At 68.0% G+C, this 17,265-nt stretch carries 16 protein-coding genes and 1 tRNA gene; 8 read left to right on the top strand and 9 right to left on the bottom strand.

Features of this window, described 5'->3' with window-relative positions:
* The first annotated feature begins 5 nt into the window (after nucleotides 1-5).
* Together ACTWQN_RS22245 and ACTWQN_RS22240 are read left to right on the top strand one after the other, a co-directional pair.
* Nucleotides 6-554: a peptidylprolyl isomerase gene (locus ACTWQN_RS22245; protein WP_443205457.1), complete on the top strand. Its 549-nt coding sequence runs from the start codon at nucleotides 6-8 to the stop codon at nucleotides 552-554.
* A 34-nt stretch (nucleotides 555-588) separates the two neighbouring features.
* A complete protein-coding gene (locus ACTWQN_RS22240; RefSeq protein WP_443205456.1) occupies nucleotides 589-1,518 on the top strand; it encodes a rhomboid family intramembrane serine protease in 930 nt (309 codons plus the stop codon).
* Between the two features lie 4 nt (nucleotides 1,519-1,522).
* On the opposite strand, the gene ACTWQN_RS22235 is transcribed toward ACTWQN_RS22240, so the two are convergent.
* Entirely contained in the window at nucleotides 1,523-1,933 is a 411-nt protein-coding gene (locus tag ACTWQN_RS22235) for a PH domain-containing protein (RefSeq protein ID WP_443205455.1), read from the bottom strand.
* A 170-nt stretch (nucleotides 1,934-2,103) separates the two neighbouring features.
* A complete protein-coding gene (gene crgA, locus ACTWQN_RS22230; protein ID WP_443205544.1) occupies nucleotides 2,104-2,370 on the bottom strand; it encodes a cell division protein CrgA in 267 nt (88 codons plus the stop codon).
* A 307-nt stretch (nucleotides 2,371-2,677) separates the two neighbouring features.
* On the opposite strand from crgA, the gene ACTWQN_RS22225 reads away from it, so the two are divergent.
* Nucleotides 2,678-3,319: an aminodeoxychorismate/anthranilate synthase component II gene (locus ACTWQN_RS22225; protein WP_443205454.1), complete on the top strand. Its 642-nt coding sequence runs from the start codon at nucleotides 2,678-2,680 to the stop codon at nucleotides 3,317-3,319.
* 12 nt (nucleotides 3,320-3,331) lie between these two features.
* Here ACTWQN_RS22225 and pknB read toward each other — a convergent pair whose 3' ends face one another.
* Genes pknB through ACTWQN_RS22190 form a run of 7 tightly spaced genes read right to left on the bottom strand, consistent with a single transcriptional unit; the run spans nucleotide 3,332 to nucleotide 12,798 of the window.
* On the bottom strand, nucleotides 3,332-5,287 hold the full coding sequence (gene pknB, locus ACTWQN_RS22220) for a Stk1 family PASTA domain-containing Ser/Thr kinase (protein ID WP_443205453.1): 1,956 nt from the start codon (nucleotides 5,285-5,287) through the stop codon (nucleotides 3,332-3,334).
* A 37-nt stretch (nucleotides 5,288-5,324) separates the two neighbouring features.
* Nucleotides 5,325-6,638, bottom strand: coding sequence for a serine/threonine-protein kinase (locus ACTWQN_RS22215; protein WP_443205452.1), 1,314 nt, complete (start codon nucleotides 6,636-6,638; stop codon nucleotides 5,325-5,327).
* Nucleotides 6,639-6,641: 3 nt separating this feature from the next.
* Nucleotides 6,642-8,096 carry a peptidoglycan D,D-transpeptidase FtsI family protein gene (locus ACTWQN_RS22210; RefSeq protein ID WP_443205451.1) on the bottom strand — a complete coding sequence of 485 codons (1,455 nt, stop codon included), beginning with the start codon at nucleotides 8,094-8,096 and terminating at the stop codon, nucleotides 6,642-6,644.
* On the bottom strand, nucleotides 8,093-9,517 hold the full coding sequence (locus tag ACTWQN_RS22205) for an FtsW/RodA/SpoVE family cell cycle protein (protein ID WP_443205450.1): 1,425 nt from the start codon (nucleotides 9,515-9,517) through the stop codon (nucleotides 8,093-8,095). Before ACTWQN_RS22205 ends, ACTWQN_RS22210 begins: the two co-directional genes overlap by 4 nt.
* The gene (locus ACTWQN_RS22200) at nucleotides 9,517-10,920 is read right to left on the bottom strand and encodes a protein phosphatase 2C domain-containing protein (RefSeq protein WP_443205449.1); all 1,404 of its coding nucleotides are present in this window, start codon (nucleotides 10,918-10,920) and stop codon (nucleotides 9,517-9,519) included. The genes ACTWQN_RS22205 and ACTWQN_RS22200 overlap by 1 nt, the downstream gene beginning before the upstream one ends.
* Nucleotides 10,917-11,378: an FHA domain-containing protein FhaB/FipA gene (locus ACTWQN_RS22195; RefSeq protein WP_443205448.1), complete on the bottom strand. Its 462-nt coding sequence runs from the start codon at nucleotides 11,376-11,378 to the stop codon at nucleotides 10,917-10,919. The genes ACTWQN_RS22200 and ACTWQN_RS22195 overlap by 4 nt, the downstream gene beginning before the upstream one ends.
* A 46-nt stretch (nucleotides 11,379-11,424) precedes the next feature.
* Nucleotides 11,425-12,798, bottom strand: coding sequence for an FHA domain-containing protein (locus tag ACTWQN_RS22190; RefSeq protein WP_443205447.1), 1,374 nt, complete (start codon nucleotides 12,796-12,798; stop codon nucleotides 11,425-11,427).
* Between the two features lie 209 nt (nucleotides 12,799-13,007).
* On the opposite strand from ACTWQN_RS22190, the gene ACTWQN_RS22185 reads away from it, so the two are divergent.
* The 5 genes from ACTWQN_RS22185 (at nucleotide 13,008) to ACTWQN_RS22165 (ending at nucleotide 16,955) form a co-directional block, all read left to right on the top strand.
* Nucleotides 13,008-13,090, top strand: a tRNA-Leu gene (locus ACTWQN_RS22185).
* 431 nt (nucleotides 13,091-13,521) lie between these two features.
* Nucleotides 13,522-14,004 (top strand): anthrone oxygenase family protein, encoded by a 483-nt coding sequence (locus tag ACTWQN_RS22180; RefSeq protein ID WP_443205446.1) that lies wholly within the window; start codon nucleotides 13,522-13,524, stop codon nucleotides 14,002-14,004.
* A 124-nt stretch (nucleotides 14,005-14,128) separates the two neighbouring features.
* The gene (locus tag ACTWQN_RS22175; RefSeq protein ID WP_443205445.1) at nucleotides 14,129-14,968 is read left to right on the top strand and encodes an SAM-dependent methyltransferase; all 840 of its coding nucleotides are present in this window, start codon (nucleotides 14,129-14,131) and stop codon (nucleotides 14,966-14,968) included.
* A gap of 201 nt (nucleotides 14,969-15,169) precedes the next feature.
* Nucleotides 15,170-15,937 carry an alpha/beta fold hydrolase gene (locus tag ACTWQN_RS22170; RefSeq protein ID WP_443205444.1) on the top strand — a complete coding sequence of 256 codons (768 nt, stop codon included), beginning with the start codon at nucleotides 15,170-15,172 and terminating at the stop codon, nucleotides 15,935-15,937.
* A gap of 229 nt (nucleotides 15,938-16,166) precedes the next feature.
* On the top strand, nucleotides 16,167-16,955 hold the full coding sequence (locus ACTWQN_RS22165; protein ID WP_443205543.1) for an IclR family transcriptional regulator: 789 nt from the start codon (nucleotides 16,167-16,169) through the stop codon (nucleotides 16,953-16,955).
* The last annotated feature ends 310 nt before the right edge of the window (nucleotides 16,956-17,265 follow it).

Here is a 17,265-nt window from a genome sequence, read left to right as displayed (position 1 = left end):
GTCGGGTGGCTGAAGACAACGGATCGCTCGTTGGGACGACGGTGACCGCGACCCTGCACACTTCGCAGGGCGACATCCGGATCAACCTGTTCCCCAACCAGGCGCCCAAGACCGTGGCGAATTTCGTGGGCCTCGCCGAAGGCACCAAGGAGTACACCGAACCCAACGCTAAGGGTGAGCGCTCCGGGCCGTTCTACGATGGGGTGATCTTCCACCGGATCATCGACGGCTTCATGATCCAGACCGGGGACCCGACCGGGACCGGACGCGGTGGCCCCGGCTACCAGTTCGGCGACGAGTTCCACCCCGAGCTGCAGTTCACCAAGCCCTACCTGCTGGCGATGGCCAACGCCGGGCCGAACACCAACGGCTCGCAGTTCTTCGTCACGGTGGCGGCCACGAACTGGCTGAACTTCAAGCACACCATCTTCGGTGAGGTCGCCGACCAGGCCTCGCGCGACGTGGTCGATTCGATCGCGCACGCTCCGACCGGCAAGAACGACCGGCCGGTCACCGACATCGTCATCGAGAAGGTCTCGATCGAACGCGGTTGAACACCAGCCGACTAGCTGAAGAGCAGGTCCTGACGTGACTGTTCCGCCCGGATCCCAGCCTGGGGCGGACGGGGCGCCGCCGCAGCTGCCGACCTGCGTCCGGCACCCGGACCGCCCCACCGGGCTGCGTTGCACCCGGTGTGAGCGCCCGGCCTGTCCGGCGTGCCTGCGCGACGCCGCCGTCGGCCAGCAGTGCGTCGACTGCATCGCGCAGGGACAGCGCAGCTTCCGGCAGCCGGTGACGGTGGCCGGTGCGCGGCTGGCCGACAAGCCGATCCTGGTGCCGCTGCTGATCGCGGCCAACGTGGCCATCTTCGCGCTCACCGCCGTGCAGGCGGGCAGCATCGGCGTCAACTACCAGTCGGCGTCGTTCGGCGAGTTAGCGCTCTGGCCGATCCTGGTCGCGGGTGGCCAGTGGTGGCGGCTGATCACCTCCGGGTTCCTGCACTTCGGCCTGCTGCACCTGCTGATGAACATGATCGCGCTGTGGGTGATCGGCCGAGACCTGGAGCTGGTGCTCGGACGGCTGCGGTTCGCCGCGGTGTACCTGTTGTCGCTGCTCGGCGGCAGTACCGCGGTGTTCCTGTTCGGCGACGAGATGAGCTCGGTGGCCGGTGCGTCCGGTGCGGTGTACGGGCTGATGGGCGGCATCGCGATCGCCGCGCTGCGGTTGAAGGTGAGCCTGCGGCCGGTGCTGGTGGTGATCGCCCTCAACATCGCCGCCAGCGTGCTGATCCCGGGGATCTCGCTGCTCGGGCACCTCGGTGGGCTCGTGCTCGGCGTGGCCGCGACCGGTGCGCTGGTCTACGCGCCGCGCGATCGGCGGACGTTGCTGCAGGCGGGTGCGCTGGTCGGGCTGCTGGTGGTGCTGGTCGCGCTGCTGCTCACCCGTGACCTGCAGTTCGGCAACCTGGTGTGCTTCGGCTCCGGGGTGGAAACCCGCTGCGGGCAGCTGGGGTCGTGAGGTCTTAGCCGCGTAGCGCGCTGAGCGCGTCCGCGACGTCCTGCGGGTCGGCGCCCAGGTCGAGCCTGGTCAGCAGGACCAGTTCGGTCTCGGCGTCGAGTTCGAGGATCTGCACCGTGCGGCCGAACCGGCGGTCGCACCGGACCCGGACGGCTATCGCCGGCCAGGGCCAGTGCCGGGCACCGCGCAGGCCGCGCACCGTGATGCCATCGCGGTCGGCTTGCAGCCTCGGTCGGCAGATGCTCGCGTGCGCCGAGACCGCGACCAGCGCCAGCAGGAGCACCCCGATGAACAGGCGGTCGACCGCGGCTTCGGCGAACAGCCACCAGAGGGCCGCCGCGGCGGCCAGCACCCAGCCGCACGTGACCAACCCGATCGGTGTTGTCCAGCGCAAAGGGCCGTTCGGTACATCCACCGTTATCCACCCGCTACCGACGAGTTATCCACAGGAGTTATCCCCACTGGGGATGAGTTACACCTGTGTTGTTCGCTGACCGAACGTCAAGACGTCAATGGGATGAGTGAGGCCCGAAGGGATTGACCCCTTCGGACCTCGACCACGAACAGCTTTCGTGGTAAGCGCGGTCAGCGCCACCGCATCGTCATCAACAGGCCGACGATCATGAACGAAAAACCGACGGCGAAATTCCACCCGCCAAGGTCGGCCATGAACGGGATCTTCTCGCTCGCCAGGTAGTTGACCACCAGCCACAGCAGCCCGATCAACATCATCGCCAACATCACGATCACGTAGATCGGGTGCGACGGGCCGACCGCCTTCGCCTTCACCGGCGTGCGGCGATCGGTCACCGGGGTGGGGGAGTCCTTCTTGCGGACCTTGGACTTCGGCATGGTGTCCTCGCCAGGTGGTGCGGCATCGTGCGCCGCGTGCTCGGGCGGTCGCCGTGCCACAGGTCCCGGGCTCGCGGAACCAGTGACGGCACGGCGCGTTTTCCACCTACCACGTTAACGTAATCACAGTGTCGATCTGGAGGCCGTCCTCGAAGTCGGTCGGCCTGAACCGCTGACCAGCTGTTGATCACTCCGAGTTCGTCGGGGCGCGGTCGTCGGTCGGGCAGGGCCGCTGCTGGCGGGCGCGGAGATCGCGACGCCGCGAGGGCTGGCGAAAAGGGGATGCCGGTCCGCGTACGCTGGCGGAATGCGCGTACTCGTCGTCGACAACTACGACAGCTTCGTCTACAACCTCGTGCAGTACCTCGCGCAGCTGGGCGCGGACTGCGTCGTGCGCCGCAACGACGTCGTCACGGACGACGAAGTGGCCGCCGCCGACGGTGTGCTGCTGTCCCCGGGCCCGGGGACGCCGGACCGCGCCGGGCGCTCGATGGAACTCGTCCAGCGGTGCGCGGCGGAGCGCAAACCGGTGTTCGGGGTGTGCCTCGGGCACCAGGCCATCGGCGCGGTGTGGGGCGGGGTCGTCGAACGGGCACCGGAGTTGCTGCACGGCAAGGTAAGCGAGATCCACCACGTCGGTTCCGGGGTGTTCGCCGGGCTGCCGGAGCCGTTCATCGCGACCCGCTACCACTCGCTGATCGTCCGCGCGAACACCATCCCGGATGATTTCGAGGTCACCGCTCGGACCGCTTCGGGCATCGTGATGGGCATGCGGCACCGGGAGCTGCCGGTGGAGGGCGTGCAGTTCCACCCCGAGTCGGTGCTCACCGACGGCGGGCACCGGATGCTGGCGAACTGGATGGCCTCAGCAGGTCACCCGGTGGACGCGCGCCTGGTCACCGAACTGGAGCGCGGCATGCGCGAGGTCGCCGCAGCAGCCCACCGCTGACCTCGCGCGTCTTCAGTTGAACGGTGGTATGAGGCCACCGTTGGACGGAGAACTGGTGGGTGTCGGGTCGTAGTCGCCGATGTACAGCGTCACCTGCTGTTCCCTGCCCACCCGCTGCCCCGCGCTCGGTGATGAGCCGACCACTTTGTCGTCCCTGCTCTGGTCCGTGGTGGGCTGCGTGACCTCGACGATGTCGCCGTCCCAGCCGCGGGCCCGCAATGCCTGCTCGGCCTCGCTGGCCGACATGCCGACCAGCGACGGAATGGTGATCTGCTGACCGTTGGACACCCACAGCGTGACCTCGGAACCCGGTGCGACCTTGGTGCCGGGCGTCGGGTTCTGGTCGATCACGGTGTCCGCCGGTTGGTCGGAGTCGCGGACCTGCCGGGTGACCTTGAGACCGGCGCCTTCCAGGAAGGCCTTCGCCTCCGCGTAGGGCTCGTTGCGGACGTCCCGCACCTCGACGGTCTCGATTTCCTTGCCCACCACCACGTTGATCGTGGTGCCCGCGGCGACGGTCTCGCCTCGGCTGTCCCATCCGATGATCTTGTCGAACAACCTGGGATCATCGGTGTCCTGGGTCTGGGTCTGCCCCAGCTTGAGCCCGACCTCCTGCAGTCGCTGCGCCGCCTCGCTCATGGTCAGTCCGGTCAGGTCCGGTACCTGCACGCTCGCCGGGCCGCCGCCCGCGCAGAGCATGATCCTGGTCTCGTCCTTGACGATCTGGGTCGGGTACGCCGGGGTCTGCTTGACGACCCTGTCGACCTGATCCGGCGAGGACGGGCATCGCTGTTGCTCCCAACCGATGCTCCACCCCCCGCTGCTGGCCGCGGTCTGCGCCGCCTGCGTGGTCATGTCGACGAAGTTCGGCACCTGCTCCGCGCGCGGCTCACTGCTGACCAAGCTGGTGACCAGCCACGCGGCGAGCGCGAAGACCACCACGCAGGCCGTGGTGACCAGCGCGACCATCCAGTGCTTGCGGCGCTTGCGCTGCTGCTCCGGGTTGGGCTCGTCCGGTTCCCGGTCCACCGACCGGTGGCGGCCCGGCGGCAGCAGTTCGGTCGACGGGGTTTGGGTGAGCATCGCCGTCCGCTCGGCCTCCGACATGATCATCGGAGCCTTCGGCCGCTGCCCGGAGAGCACCCGAACCAGGTCGGCGCGCATTTCCGCAGCCGACTGGTAGCGGTTCGCGGGGTTCTTGCTCAACGCCTTGAGCACCACGGCGTCCAGCGATGCGGGGGTCGTGGGGTTGACCTCGGAGGGCTTGCGCGGCTCCTCCCGGACGTGCTGGTAGGCGACCGCGACCGGCGAATCCCCGGTGAACGGCGGCTCCCCGGTGAGCAGCTCGAACAGCACGCAGCCGGAGGCGTAGACGTCGCTTCGCGCGTCCACCGCCTCGCCGCGCGCCTGCTCCGGCGAGAGGTACTGCGCGGTCCCTATCACCGCCGCGGTCTGCGTCACCGCGGCCTGCCCGTCGGCCAGCGCGCGGGCGATGCCGAAGTCCATCACCTTCACCGCGCCGGAGCGGGTGATCATGATGTTCGCGGGCTTGACGTCCCGGTGCACGATGCCGTGCCGGTGGCTGAAGTCCAGCGCGGCGGACGCGTCCGCCATCACTTCCATGGCGCGGCGCGGTGACAGCGGTCCCTCGGTCTTGACGATGTCCCGCAGCGTCCGGCCGTCGACGTACTCCATCACGATGTAGGGCAGCGGTCCGCTCTCGGACTCGGTCTCGCCGGTGTCGTAGACGGCCACGATCGCCGGGTGGTTCAACGCCGCCGCGTTCTGCGCCTCGCGGCGGAACCGCAACTGGAACGTCGGGTCGCGGGCGAGGTCGGCGCGCAGGATCTTCACCGCCACGTCCCGGCTCAGGCGGGTGTCGCGGCCCCGGTGCACCTCGGACATACCGCCGTAGCCGAGAGTCTCACCGAGCTCGTAGCGGTTTGACAGAAGTCGAGGTGAACTCATCGAAGCGTCGTTCCGATCCTTGTCAACGATCGTCCCATCATGCCGATTCGCCCCGTCCAGTCGGTGCCTGGAGGGCGATGCGCGGTGTTCCCCCGACTGCGGTGTCCGGCCAACCCGCGGGGCCTGCCCAGATCATGGGCGCGTGCCGTAGCGAAGTTTGTCGTAAAGCCGCTGAAGAATCCAGATTTTGCGTTGGCACAAGGCCGTTCTCGCTCAACCCTTGATCGCGGTTGACGACCCAGTAGGTGGCCAACCCGACGATGATCAGCAAGGCTACCGCGAGCACTGCCACCAGCACCCAGACGATGACCTTGTTGTTGCGTGCGGCCATCGGCGGCTGCGGCGGCCGCGGCGGTGCCGGTGCCGGTGCCTGCGGCGGGATCAGCCCCGGTGGGTAGGTGTTGCCCATCGGCGGCAGCTGCCCGGGCATCTGGTGCACCCCGGTGTTCGTCACGCCGACGCTCCGCTGCTGCCGTTGCGGCGGTACGACCAGCGAAGACGGAGTGGGCAACGGCATGCCCGCGCGCACCGCCACGACGGCGTTGGCGAACTCGCCGCCGTCGGCGTAGCGCCGCCGCGGATCCTTCGCCAGCGTCGCCTCGATCAACGCCCGCACGCCCGGCGGCACGTCCGGCGGCAGCGGCGGCGCGATCTCGCGGATGTGCATCATCGCGACGGTCACCGCGTTCTCGGACAGGAACGGCCGGTGCCCCATCAGGCACTCGTAGCCGACCACCGCCAGCGAGTACACGTCGCTGGACGGTGTCGCGTCGCTGCCGAGCGCCTGCTCCGGGGCGATGTAGTGCGCGGTGCCCATCACCATTCCGGAGCGGGTCACCGGTGCCGCGTCGGCCGCCTTCGCGATGCCGAAGTCGGTCAGCTTCACCTTGCCCTCGGGGGTGATCAGGATGTTGCCCGGCTTGACGTCGCGGTGCACCAGGCCGCGTTCGTGCGCGGCCTGCAGCGCGCGCCCGGCCTGCTCCAGCATGTCCAGCGTGTGATCGGTGTTGATCCGGCCCTCGCGGGCCAGGATCGCGGCCAGCGGCTCGCCCTCCACGAGCTCCATCACCAGGTACGCGGTGTCCTCCGGCCCGTCCGGGATGGCGGCCGTCTCACCGTAGTCGTGCACCGCGGCGATCCCCGGGTGGTTCAGCGACGCCGTGGTCCGGGCCTCGGTGCGGAAGCGGTGCAGGAACTCCGCGTCACCGCACAGCTCGGCCTTGAGCACCTTGATCGCCACCGTCCGGTCCAGCCGGACGTCCACCGCCTGCCACACCTCGCCCATTCCGCCAACGGCGATGCGCTGGCCAAGCCGGTACCGGTCGGCGAGTAACTGGCCGGAGGTCAGCACGGATCAGCCACCTCCCTGCAGACCGGCCCGGATGACCTCCCGGCCGATCGGGGCGGCCAGCGAGCCACCGGTGGCTTCGTCACCTTCGTCGCCGCCGTTCTCCACGATCACCGCGACGGCGATGGTCGGGTTCTCGGCCGGTGCGAACGCGACGTACCAGCCGTGCGGCCGGTCCTCGACGTCGCCGTGCTGGGCGGTACCGGTCTTCGAGGCGATCTCGATCCCGGAGATCTTGCCGGAGCCCTTGGTGTTGCGCTCCGACTGGATCATCATGTCGCGGATCATCTGCGCGATCTGCGGCGAAACGGCCTGGCTGAGTTCCTCCGGCTGGAAGGAATCCAGCTCCGCCATGTCCGGCGCGCGGGTCGCCGCCACCAGCTGCGGCTTCATCAACTTGCCGCCGTTGGCGATCGCCGCGGCCATCATGGCGTTCTGCAGGGGCGTGACCCGCACGTCGCGCTGCCCGATACCGCTCTGGTACAGCGACGGCGCGTCGGCCATCGCACCCAGGTCGGACTTGGCGACGCTCATCGGAATCTGCAGGTCTTGGCCGTAGCCGAACGCGGCGGCGGTCTCGCGCAGCTTGTCCGGCCCGAGCTGTCCGGCGATCTCGGCGAACGCGGTGTTGCAGGAGTGCGCCAGCGCCTGGGTCAGGGTGTTGCCCGCGCACTGCTTGGTGCCGAAGTTCGGCAGCTGGGTGTTGGTGTTGGGCAGGGTGATCGTCGCGGCGTCCTGCACCTGGCTGTTCGGCGTGTAGCCGCTTTCCAGCGCGGCTGCGGCGGTGATCAGCTTGAACGTCGAGCCCGGCGGGTAGATCTCGGACACCGCCCGGTTGGCCATCGGTTGGCTGGAGTTCTCGTTGAGCTTGTTCCACTCCTCGGCCACCGCGTTGTTGTCCAGTGCGGCCAGCACATTCGGGTCGTAGGACGGTGCGTTGACCATCGCCAGGATCTTGCCGGTCGACGGTTCCAACGCCACCACGGAACCCTGGAAGCCCTTGCTGGTCAGCTGGTCGTAGGCGACCTGCTGAATGGCCGGGTTGATGGTCAGCTCCACGCTGCCGCCGCGCGGCTTGTTCCCGGTGATCATGTCGGACAGTCGGCCGAAGGCCATGCTGTCGTCCGTGCCGTTGAGGATCTTGTCCTCGGCCCGCTCGACGCCGTTGGACCCGTAGAAGAACGAGTAGAACCCGGTAACCGGCGCGTACAACGGCCCGTTCGGGTAGGTGCGCTGGTACTTGTACAGCTGGTCCTCGGTCAGCTTCGAGCTCGCCAACGACTGGCCACCGGCGATGATCTGGCCGCGCTCGCGGGAGTACTCCTCGTACTTCGTCCGGACGTTGCGGCTGTCCTCGTTCAGCTCGTCGGCCCGGATCACCTGGACGTAGGTCGCGTTGCCCATCAGCAGCACGACCATCGCCATCATGGCCAGCGCCACCCGGCGCAATGGCTTGTTCATCGAGGACGCTCCACCAATTCGGTATGTGCTTCCGCGATCGGCGCCTGCTTCGGCTTCGGCTTCGCGGGCGCCTGCGGACGGCGTGCGGCGTCGGAGACCCGCAGCAGCAACGCGACCAGCACGTAGTTGGCCAGCATCGAGGAACCACCGGCGGCCAGGAAGGGGGCCGTCAGGCCGGTCAGCGGGATCAGCCCGGTGACGCCACCGGCGACCACGAACAACTGCAATGCGATGGCGAAGGAAAGACCACCGGCGAACAGCTTCCCGAACGAGTCCCGCACCGCCAGCGCACTGCGCAGTCCGCGCATCATCAGCAGCAGGTAGATCAGGAACAGCGCCATCAGGCCGACCAGGCCGAGTTCCTCACCGACCGCGGAGATGATGAAGTCGCTGGACGCCCACGGCGTCCGCTCCGGCATGCCGCCGCCCAGGCCCGACCCGCCGATACCGCCCTTGGCCATCCCCATCAGGCCGGTGCGCAGCTGGTAGCCGGGGTCCTCGTCCGGGTTCGTCGGGACGGCCAGCGGGTCCAGCCACGTGTTCACCCGCACCTGGACGTGGCCGAACAGGTTGAACGCGATGATGCAGCCGACCGCGAACATGGACAGGCCGAGGAACACCCACACCGCGCGTTCGGTGGCGATGTAGAGCATCACCAGCACGATGCCGAAGAACAGCAGCGAGGTGCCCAGGTCCTTCTCCAGCACCACGATGCCGATGGACAGCAGCCAGGCCACGATCACCGGCATCAGGTCGCGGGCGCGCGGCCAGTCGATCCCGAGGAACCGCTTGCCCGCTGTGGTGAACAGCTCGCGCTTGGACACCAGGAACGAGGCGAAGAAGACCAGCAGCAGGATCTTGGCGAACTCGCTGGGCTGGATGGACAGGAAACCCAGGTCGATCCACAGCTTCGCGCCGTTGCGCTCGGAGATGCTGCCCGGCAGCAGGCCGGGCAGCGCCAGCAGCGCCAGACCGACGAAGCCGCAGGTGTAGCCGTACTGCGCCAGCGTCCGGTGGTCCTTGACGAACGCGAGCACCAGGATGAACAGCGCCACCCCGGCGGTGGTGAAGACGATCTGCTTCGCGGTGAACGGGCCGCCGAAGGCGTCCGCGAGGTCGAGCCGGTGCAGTATGACCAGACCGATCCCGTTGATCAACGCGACCAGCGGCAGGATCAACGGGTCCGCGTACGGCGCCCACCGGCGCACCGCGAAGTGCGCCGCGCCGTAGAGCACGAAGAACGCCAGCCCGTAGAAGAGCAGCTCCCGGGTGAGGGTCTGCTCCTGGGCGATCTCCACCAGGATGAGCGCCGCGGTGACGATCAAAGCGGCGAAGACCAGCATGAACAGCTCGGTGCCCCGCCGCGTGGCGATTCGGGGGGCCCTGCTGGCAGATCCGGTCGGAGTGGCCGGCTGTGCCATCAACTCACCATCCGGCAGGTCACGCCCGGCTTCTGCTCCTCCGTCTGCAGCGGGGTGGCGTCCGGCGTGGACTCGATCGGCGGTGGCACCACCGAACCCGGGTTCGGGTTGGGGTTGGGAGGTGTTGGCGGCACTGGCGGCGTTGTCGTTGTTGGCAACGGCTCGGGTTGCTGGCATTCCGGCAGCAGCGCGGTCATCCGCAGCCGTCGCATCGCCTCGCGGGCCTCCTGCAGCCCGTTGACCTCGGTGATGCCGTTGCGCACGTCCGGCCGCTGCGCCTCCTGCAGATCAGCCAACTTGATCGGCTCGCAGTCCGGTGCCGATCCCGCCGGGCAGGACGTCTCGACCTGCCAGTTCAGCGAGACGTTGAGCACGTTGCCCTGCACGCCTTGGAAGATCACCACCTCGTCGGCGCTGTTCGCACCGATGTAGTACTGGTTGAGCACCCACCAACGCCCGACCAGTGCACCTCCAGCCAACACGATGAGCACGCCGCACATCACCAGCAGCGGACGCAGCCAGCGGCGCTTGCGCGGCTGCTCCGGCGGCGGTGAGGTGGGTTCGAAACGTTGCGGCTGCGGTCGCGGCCTGGTCACCGCGGATGCGCGCGCCGCCGACGAATCGGGTTGCGGATGCTCATCACCATTTCCCGCCGCGCCCCCGACGATCGGGGCGTCATCGCCGAACTCGACGTCGACGACGTCGGCGATGATCACGGTCACGTTGTCCGGACCGCCGCCCTTGAGGGCGAGCTCGATCATCCGGTCCGCGCACTGCTGCGGGTCCGGGATGCGCAACGCATCCGCCATCGTCTCGGTGCTCACCGGTCCGGTCAGACCGTCCGAGCACAGCAGATAGCGGTCACCGGCGCGGGCCTCCCGGATCGCCAGGCTCGGTTCCACCTCGTGGCCGGTCAACGCGTGCAGCAGCAGCGAGCGCTGCGGATGGTTGGCGGCCTCCTCCTCGGTGATCCGGCCTTCGTCGATCAGCGACTGCACGAAGGTGTCGTCATGGGTTATCTGGGTCAGCTCGCCGTCGCGGACCAGATAGGCCCTGGAATCGCCGATGTGCACCAAACCCAGCTTGCTGCCCGCGAACAGCACAGCGGTGAGCGTGGTGCCCATCCCTTCCAGGTCCGGGTCGTTGGCCACCAGCTCGGCGATCGCCCCGTTGCCGGTCAGCACCGCGCCGCGGAGCTGCCCCAACAGGTCGTCGCTGGGTTCGTCGTCGTCCAACGGCGCCAACGCCGCGATGACGACCTTGCTGGCGACCTCCCCGGCGGCATGTCCACCCATGCCGTCCGCGAGGGCGAGTAGTCGTGGGCCGGCATAGACCGAGTCCTGGTTGTTCGAGCGCACCAGGCCGCGGTCGCTGCGGGCTGCGTAGTGAAGGACGAGGGTCATGAGCGCAGCTCGATCACCGTCTTGCCGATTCTGATCGGAACGCCGAGCGGGACCTTGGTCGGCCCCGTGACCTTCGCCCGATCGAGGTATGTGCCGTTAGTGGAGCCTAGATCCTCCACGTACCAATCGGAGCCGCGAAGCGACAATCTCGCGTGCCTAGTCGACGCGTAATCGTCATCGAGGACCAACGTGGAGTCGTCGGCGCGACCGATCAGGATCGGACGGCCGTCGAGGGAGATGCGCGTGCCGGCCAGAGCGCCGTGCGTCACCACCATCTGACGGGGCGACTTGCTCTTCCGGGACTGCTTGCCCGGAAGCCGACTCGCGCCCGGCATCGAGACCCGCATCCCGGACGCCGAGTAAAGATCCGAGCGAACCACGCGAAGCGCAGCCAGCACGAACAACCAGAGCAGGGCGAGAAACCCTGCTCTGGTCAGCTGAATCACCAGCTCTGGCACTTGTTGTGAACGCTCCTACTCGTGTCCGGACGCGGTTTCCGCGAACTCAGGCCTGCTGAGCGCGGAAGATCAGGGACGAATGGCCAACCCTGATCACGTCGCCGTCTGCCAACTGCCAAGTTTGCACCGGCGTGCCGTTCACCGTGGTGCCATTCGTCGAACCGAGATCAGCCAACATCGCGCTCTGACCGTCCCAGGTGATCTCGATGTGCTTGCGCGACACACCCGTGTCGGGCAGCCGGAACTGTCCTTCCTGGCCGCGGCCGATGATGTTCGAGCCGTGCTGCAGCGTGTACGAGCGGTTCGAACCGTCGTCGAGGTGCAGCGTCGCGGTGAGCTGGGCGCGGCCGCCCGCGGGGTAGCCACCGGGCGCGCTCTGCGGGTAGGCGCCGCCTGGTTGGCCGTAACCCTGGTCCGGGAAGCCACCGGACTGCGGGTACGCCCCGCCCGGCTGGCCGTAACCCTGGTCGTAGCCGGGCTGCGACTGGCCGTAACCCTGGTCGTAACCCGGCTGCGGCTGCCCGTAACCCTGGTCGTAACCAGCGGGCTGGCCATAACCGCCCTGGTCGTAACCAGCGGCGGGCTGCTGGCCGTAGCCCTGGTCGTAACCGGGCTGCGGCTGGCCATAGCCCTGCTGCTGGTCGTAACCGGGCTGCGGCTGCCCGTAACCCTGGTCGTAACCAGGTTGCGGCTGCCCGTAGCCCTGCTGCTGGTCGTAGCCAGGCTGCGGCTGGCCATAGCCCTGCTGCTGGTCGTAGCCAGGCTGCGGCTGCCCGTAGCCCTGCTGCTGGTCATAACCGGGTTGCTGGCCGTAGCCGCCCTGCTGCTGCTGGTCGTAGCCGGGCTGCTGCTGGCCGTAGCCGCCCTGTTGCTGGTCGTAGCCGGGCTGCTGGCCATAGCCGTAGTTGGGGTCTTGGCCTTGGCCGTAACCCTGGTCGTAGCCGTACTGCCCCTGCTGGTTGTACGGATCTCCCTGGGGGTAGTGGCCTGGTGGCTGGCTCATGGGTCGGTCTCCTGCGGTACGCGGTTGTGCCGGCCGTCGAGTCACGTCGGGGTCGACGGTCGAGCTGATTCGAAACTGTCCCGTGTGCAGCGTCTCAGAGCGCTCCAGGGAGACTACGACGTCACCATATGTGTCCCACCCCTGCTCGGTGAGATGCTCCTGAACGCAGTCGGCGAGGAGGTCGGTCACCCGGGCCTCATCGCCGGTGAGCCGATCGTGATCGGACGGGCTCAATTGCACAACGTAGTGGTTGCAAGCGAGCAACCGTCCCCCGGCAAGCTCCCGAACCTGCAGCTCGGCTTCCCGCTGCAGAGCTTGGGCGACCTCCTGGGGAACGACCTTTCCGCCGAAAACGCGCGCGAAGCCGTTGCCGACGATGCCTTCGAGTCGGCGCTCAAAGCGCTGCACGAGGCCCACGGCAAAATCCCTCCACGCGTACGACTCCTGGCGACCATCGTATCTGGGCCAACGGGTCAAGACACCGCCCAGTTCCCAACTGGCCCAACCCCCTGCCGAAGCCGCTCGTCAGCCCGTGCTAATCTGCTTCCGCCAACAGGGCAACGGGAAGTGCGAACAACCCGATGTCAACGGTCGGAAGCGAGCAAGATAGCCTTCCAACCAGCCACGGGCGAGTGGCGGAATGGCAGACGCGCACGGTTCAGGTCCGTGTGTCCGAAAGGACGTGAGGGTTCAACTCCCTCCTCGCCCACTCGGAGAGCGGGAGAGCCCTATCTGCGGATTGCGCAGATAGGGCTCTTCTCGTATTTCTTTGCGGGGGCCGAGCCCCCGCGCCCCCACGGTGCGGTGGTGGATTTCGTCGGCTCCTTGCTTTGTTGAGCGTTCCCGGCCTGGTCGTGGACCAGCCTGTGGTTTCCCACGTGTGGCCTGGCTTTTCGAAGCGGCGGTCACGTGCTGGATCTGCTGGTCCGGTTTTGGTCGGCGCTGTGCGCCGTGGTGGGCGTGACCGTAGTGCGTCGTTTCCCTTGCCCTGGAGAGATCTTCCGTTGTTTGGGTGGGGTGATTTGGTGGGTTTTGGTGTGTGGTTGGGCTTTTTGTGGTTGGTTTCTCCTGGTTCGTGTGGTTCCCCGCTTGGGGGTTCTGTGCTGGTTGGCGCTTTTTCGGTGTCGTGAGGAGGGCGTCTTGCTGGTTGTTGGGGTGTTGGTCGCGGCCACCGTCTTCGCCGGATTGATGGCCGGGTTGTTCGCCGCGTTCGGTTACGCCGTCATGCCCGGGCTTCGCGAGGTCGGTGACCATGCGTTCGTCGCCGTGATGCAGCGGATCAACGTGGCCATCGTCAACTGGTTGTTCCTGGTGCTCTACCTCGGCGGGTTGGTGCTCAGCGCGCTGTCCGTCGGATTGCTCTGGTTCGGGCCAGGTGGGGCGGGGCTGAGCTGGGCCATCGCCGGATTCCTGCTGTACGTGGTGATGTTCGTGGTCACCGTCGTGGTGAACGTGCCGTTGAACGACGAGCTCGCCGCCGCTGGGGACGTCGAGCAGATCGTCGACCCGGCCGCGCTGCGGAGGCGGTTCGAAGGCCCCTGGGTCCGGTGGAACCTCGTTCGCGCGTTCGCCTCCACCGCGGCGTTCGGCTGTCTGGTGCTGTCCTTGGCGGCGCTCGGGTGAGGTCGTTGCACCGACATCGCCGTCGTGTTAGGTAAACGAGACCACGTTTCCTTGCTCCCGGTTCAGCGGGCTGTGATCATTTTTTCGCGCAGCAGCAAGCCCCGGCAGAGAGGCGAAACCTGGAATGGGAAGCGTTGAGCAGCAGGTTCGGCAGTTCTACGACGTGGCGGGTCCGGCATACGCCAGTCTGATGGAAGACGTTTGGCACCACGGCAAGCCCGGGGCCGAGGAGCGGGGGCTGTCCCCGGTGGAAGCCGGGCTCGAACTGGCCGAGGAGCTGGTTCGGGCGAGCGGGATCCAACCGGGCGGCCGGGCGCTGGACTTCGGGTCCGGGGTCGGTGGCTCCACCATCCACATGGCCACCGTTTCCCAAGCCACCTTCATCGGCATTTCCAACAACGAGTGGTTGTCGGGGCGCGCTCGGGCGTTCGCGGCCGAGCGCGGGATGGCCGACCAGGTGTTCTTCCACACCGTCGGCGACGACGACTACAAGACCTTGGGGGCGTGGCCCGAGGCGTCGTTCGACCTGGTCACCTTCTACGAGTCGGTGGTGCACCTGCCCGACAAGCAGAAGTTCTTCGACGCCGCGCACCGACTGCTCAAGCCCGGCGGTCACCTGGTCGGAATCGATTGGCTGCAAAGGCCTTTCGGCGAGTACCAGACCGAGGAGCAGATCAAGCGGTGGATGGAGCCGGTCGAAAGGTTCATCTCGATCCCGTGGCACGGCACCGTCGGGAGCTACCGGGAGATGATCGAGAAGGCCGGTTTCGAGGTGCGGGTCGCCGAGGACATGTGGTCCGGGATCGAATGCTGGGGCAGCACTCCCCCCGAGGACGGCCAGGGCTGGCTGAGCTACGACGGCCAGGAAGGCGAGCTGTTCCAGGACGGCAAGCGAGCCCTGGACGCGGCGCGCGGCGCGGGGGTGTTCACCATCGGCCAGTTCGTCGCCGTCAAATCCAGCTGACCCCTACCAGCCCACCGGACCGGGTGCGGGCCAGCGGCAGGCCGTGATCGTCGCGGGCCTGTCGCTGGTCGAGGTCCGGTTTTCGCTGGTACCGGTGGTGGCTGAGGAGTTGTACGGTTCGATTGTGACGGTGCGGGTGCTGGGGCTCGACTGGGTGCGCTGCTCGGCTTGCGCGCCGGTTAGCCGACCGCGGAGGGCCTTTTGAGCCGGTGGCAGGATTTCGGGTTGGAGTGGCACGAGTCCGGGCATCCCGAGGCTCCGGTCCTGGTGCTGTCCAACGCGCTCGGGTGCACCTGGGAGATGTGGGACCCGCAGATCGATGCGCTGAACGCCGGTTACCGGGTGCTCCGGTACAACCAGCCCGGCCACGGCGGTTCCGCGGTGCTGCCCGGTCCCTACACGCTGGCGGGGCTTTCTTCGGCCGTTCTCGCCCTGCTGGACCACCTCGGGGTGCAGCGGGCTTCGGTCATGGGGTCGTCGCTGGGCGGGATGGTCGGTTTGTGGTTGGGCGCGCACGCAGGTGGGCGCATCGAAGGGCTGACCATTTGCTGCAGCTCCGCTTGGCTGGGGCAGGAGCAGGTCGAACTCGATCGGGCCGCCGCCGCTCGGGAGCACGGCACCAACGAACTCGTTTCGCCGACCATCGAGCGTTGGTTCACCCCGCACTTCCGCGAGTGGCACGCCGAAACCGCGGTTTACGCCGCGATGATCGCCAGCACCGACGACGAGGCGTACGCGTCGTGCTCGGAGCTGATCGGGCGCGTCGACCTGCGCGCTGACCTGCCCGCCATCACCGCGCCGACGCTGGTCGTAGCCGGTGCCGACGATCCGGCGACGCCGCCGGAGCACAGCGCGGCGATCGTTGCCGGGATCGGGGCCAATGCCCGGTTGGCGGTGCTGCCGCACGCCGCGCACCTGGCCAACGTCGAGCAGGCAGCGGCGTTCAACGCGCTGCTCGGTCTCGACTAGCGCGGATCCCGGCGTTCGGTGCTTTGGTCTTGGCGGCAGCGATCAACTGTGCTGGGCTTGGGCATCGTTCGGGTGAACTCTGGAGGCGACGTGGGCGACAATTTCCTCCGCTCTCGCTGCCGACCGGGTGCGGGTGCCCCGCAAGGCACTGGCGGCGGCGTGGGCGACGATTTCGTCCGCCCTCGGCGCCGACCGGGTGCGGGTGTCCCGCAAAGCACGGGAGGCGACGATGGCGGGCAACAGCCGGGATCCTGGCCGTTCGGTCACGGCACGGGCGCTGAGCGTCCTCACCGCCTTCGACATCGATCACGTCCGGCTCACCCTGACGGCCATCGCCCGCCGCGCTGAGATCCCGCTAGCCACCGCGCACCGGCTGGTCCGCGAGTTGGAGATGTGGGGTGCCCTGGAGCGCGACGGCGAGGGCCGCTACGCGATCGGCTTGCGGTTGTGGGAGATCGGCCTGCTGGCGCCGGTGAACAGCCGACTGCGCGAAGTCGCGCTGCCGTTCATGCAGGAGCTCTGCCAGCACACCCACGACAACGTCCACCTGGCGGTGCGCGACGGGATGGAGGTGGTGTACGTCGAGAAGCTCACCACGCCGCGCGCCGTGCCGATCATCTCGCGCAGCGGCGGCCGACTCCCGCTGCACTCGACCGGGGTCGGCAAGGTGCTCCTGGCGCACGCACCGGCCGTGGTGATGCACCAGTACTGCGAGCGCGGGCTCACCCGGCACACGCCGTACACCATCACCGAGCCCGGCCGCCTCGGTCGTGAACTGCACAGCGTGCGCAGTCGCGGTTTCGCCCAGGCCAACGAGGAGATGACGCTCGGCAACTGCTCCGTCGCAGTGCCGGTGCACGACGCGAGCGGTGTGGTGGTCGCGGCGCTCGGGGTGGTCGCGCACAGCGTTCGCGCCGATGTTTCGAAACTGGTCAAGCCCCTGCTGCCCGCTGCCGAGGGGATCCGGCACCGGCTTGCCGAACAGGATCGGATCAACCTCGGTCTGCTATCGCACTGATCACATCGGTGACCGCCCGTCCGCGGCCGCCTCGGCGGTGTCCCGCCGCGTCGCCCGCGGCTGGTCTTCGCGCAGGTCAGGCGAGTGGTCGGCGGCTCGTTCGCGGGGCCGCTCGCGGGTGCCGCAGCAGAATCACCTGAATGGCCGCATCGCTGGGCTGAAGTCCTGATGTCATTCATCGACCAGTCACCGACCGTTGCCCGCCGCCGGTCGCAGGGACCCTGTTGAACAGCGCAGAACCTGCGCGGAGCTGTTTTAGTCAACAGTGGCGCCGCTGTCGGTGGCCGTGGAGTGCAAGCGCAGTGCATGA

This window comes from Saccharopolyspora antiqui, assembly GCF_052246905.1.
Taxonomy (GTDB): domain Bacteria; phylum Actinomycetota; class Actinomycetes; order Mycobacteriales; family Pseudonocardiaceae; genus Saccharopolyspora.
Note: the sequence above shows the minus strand (reverse complement) of the source record. Positions and strands in the feature narration are given on the sequence as shown.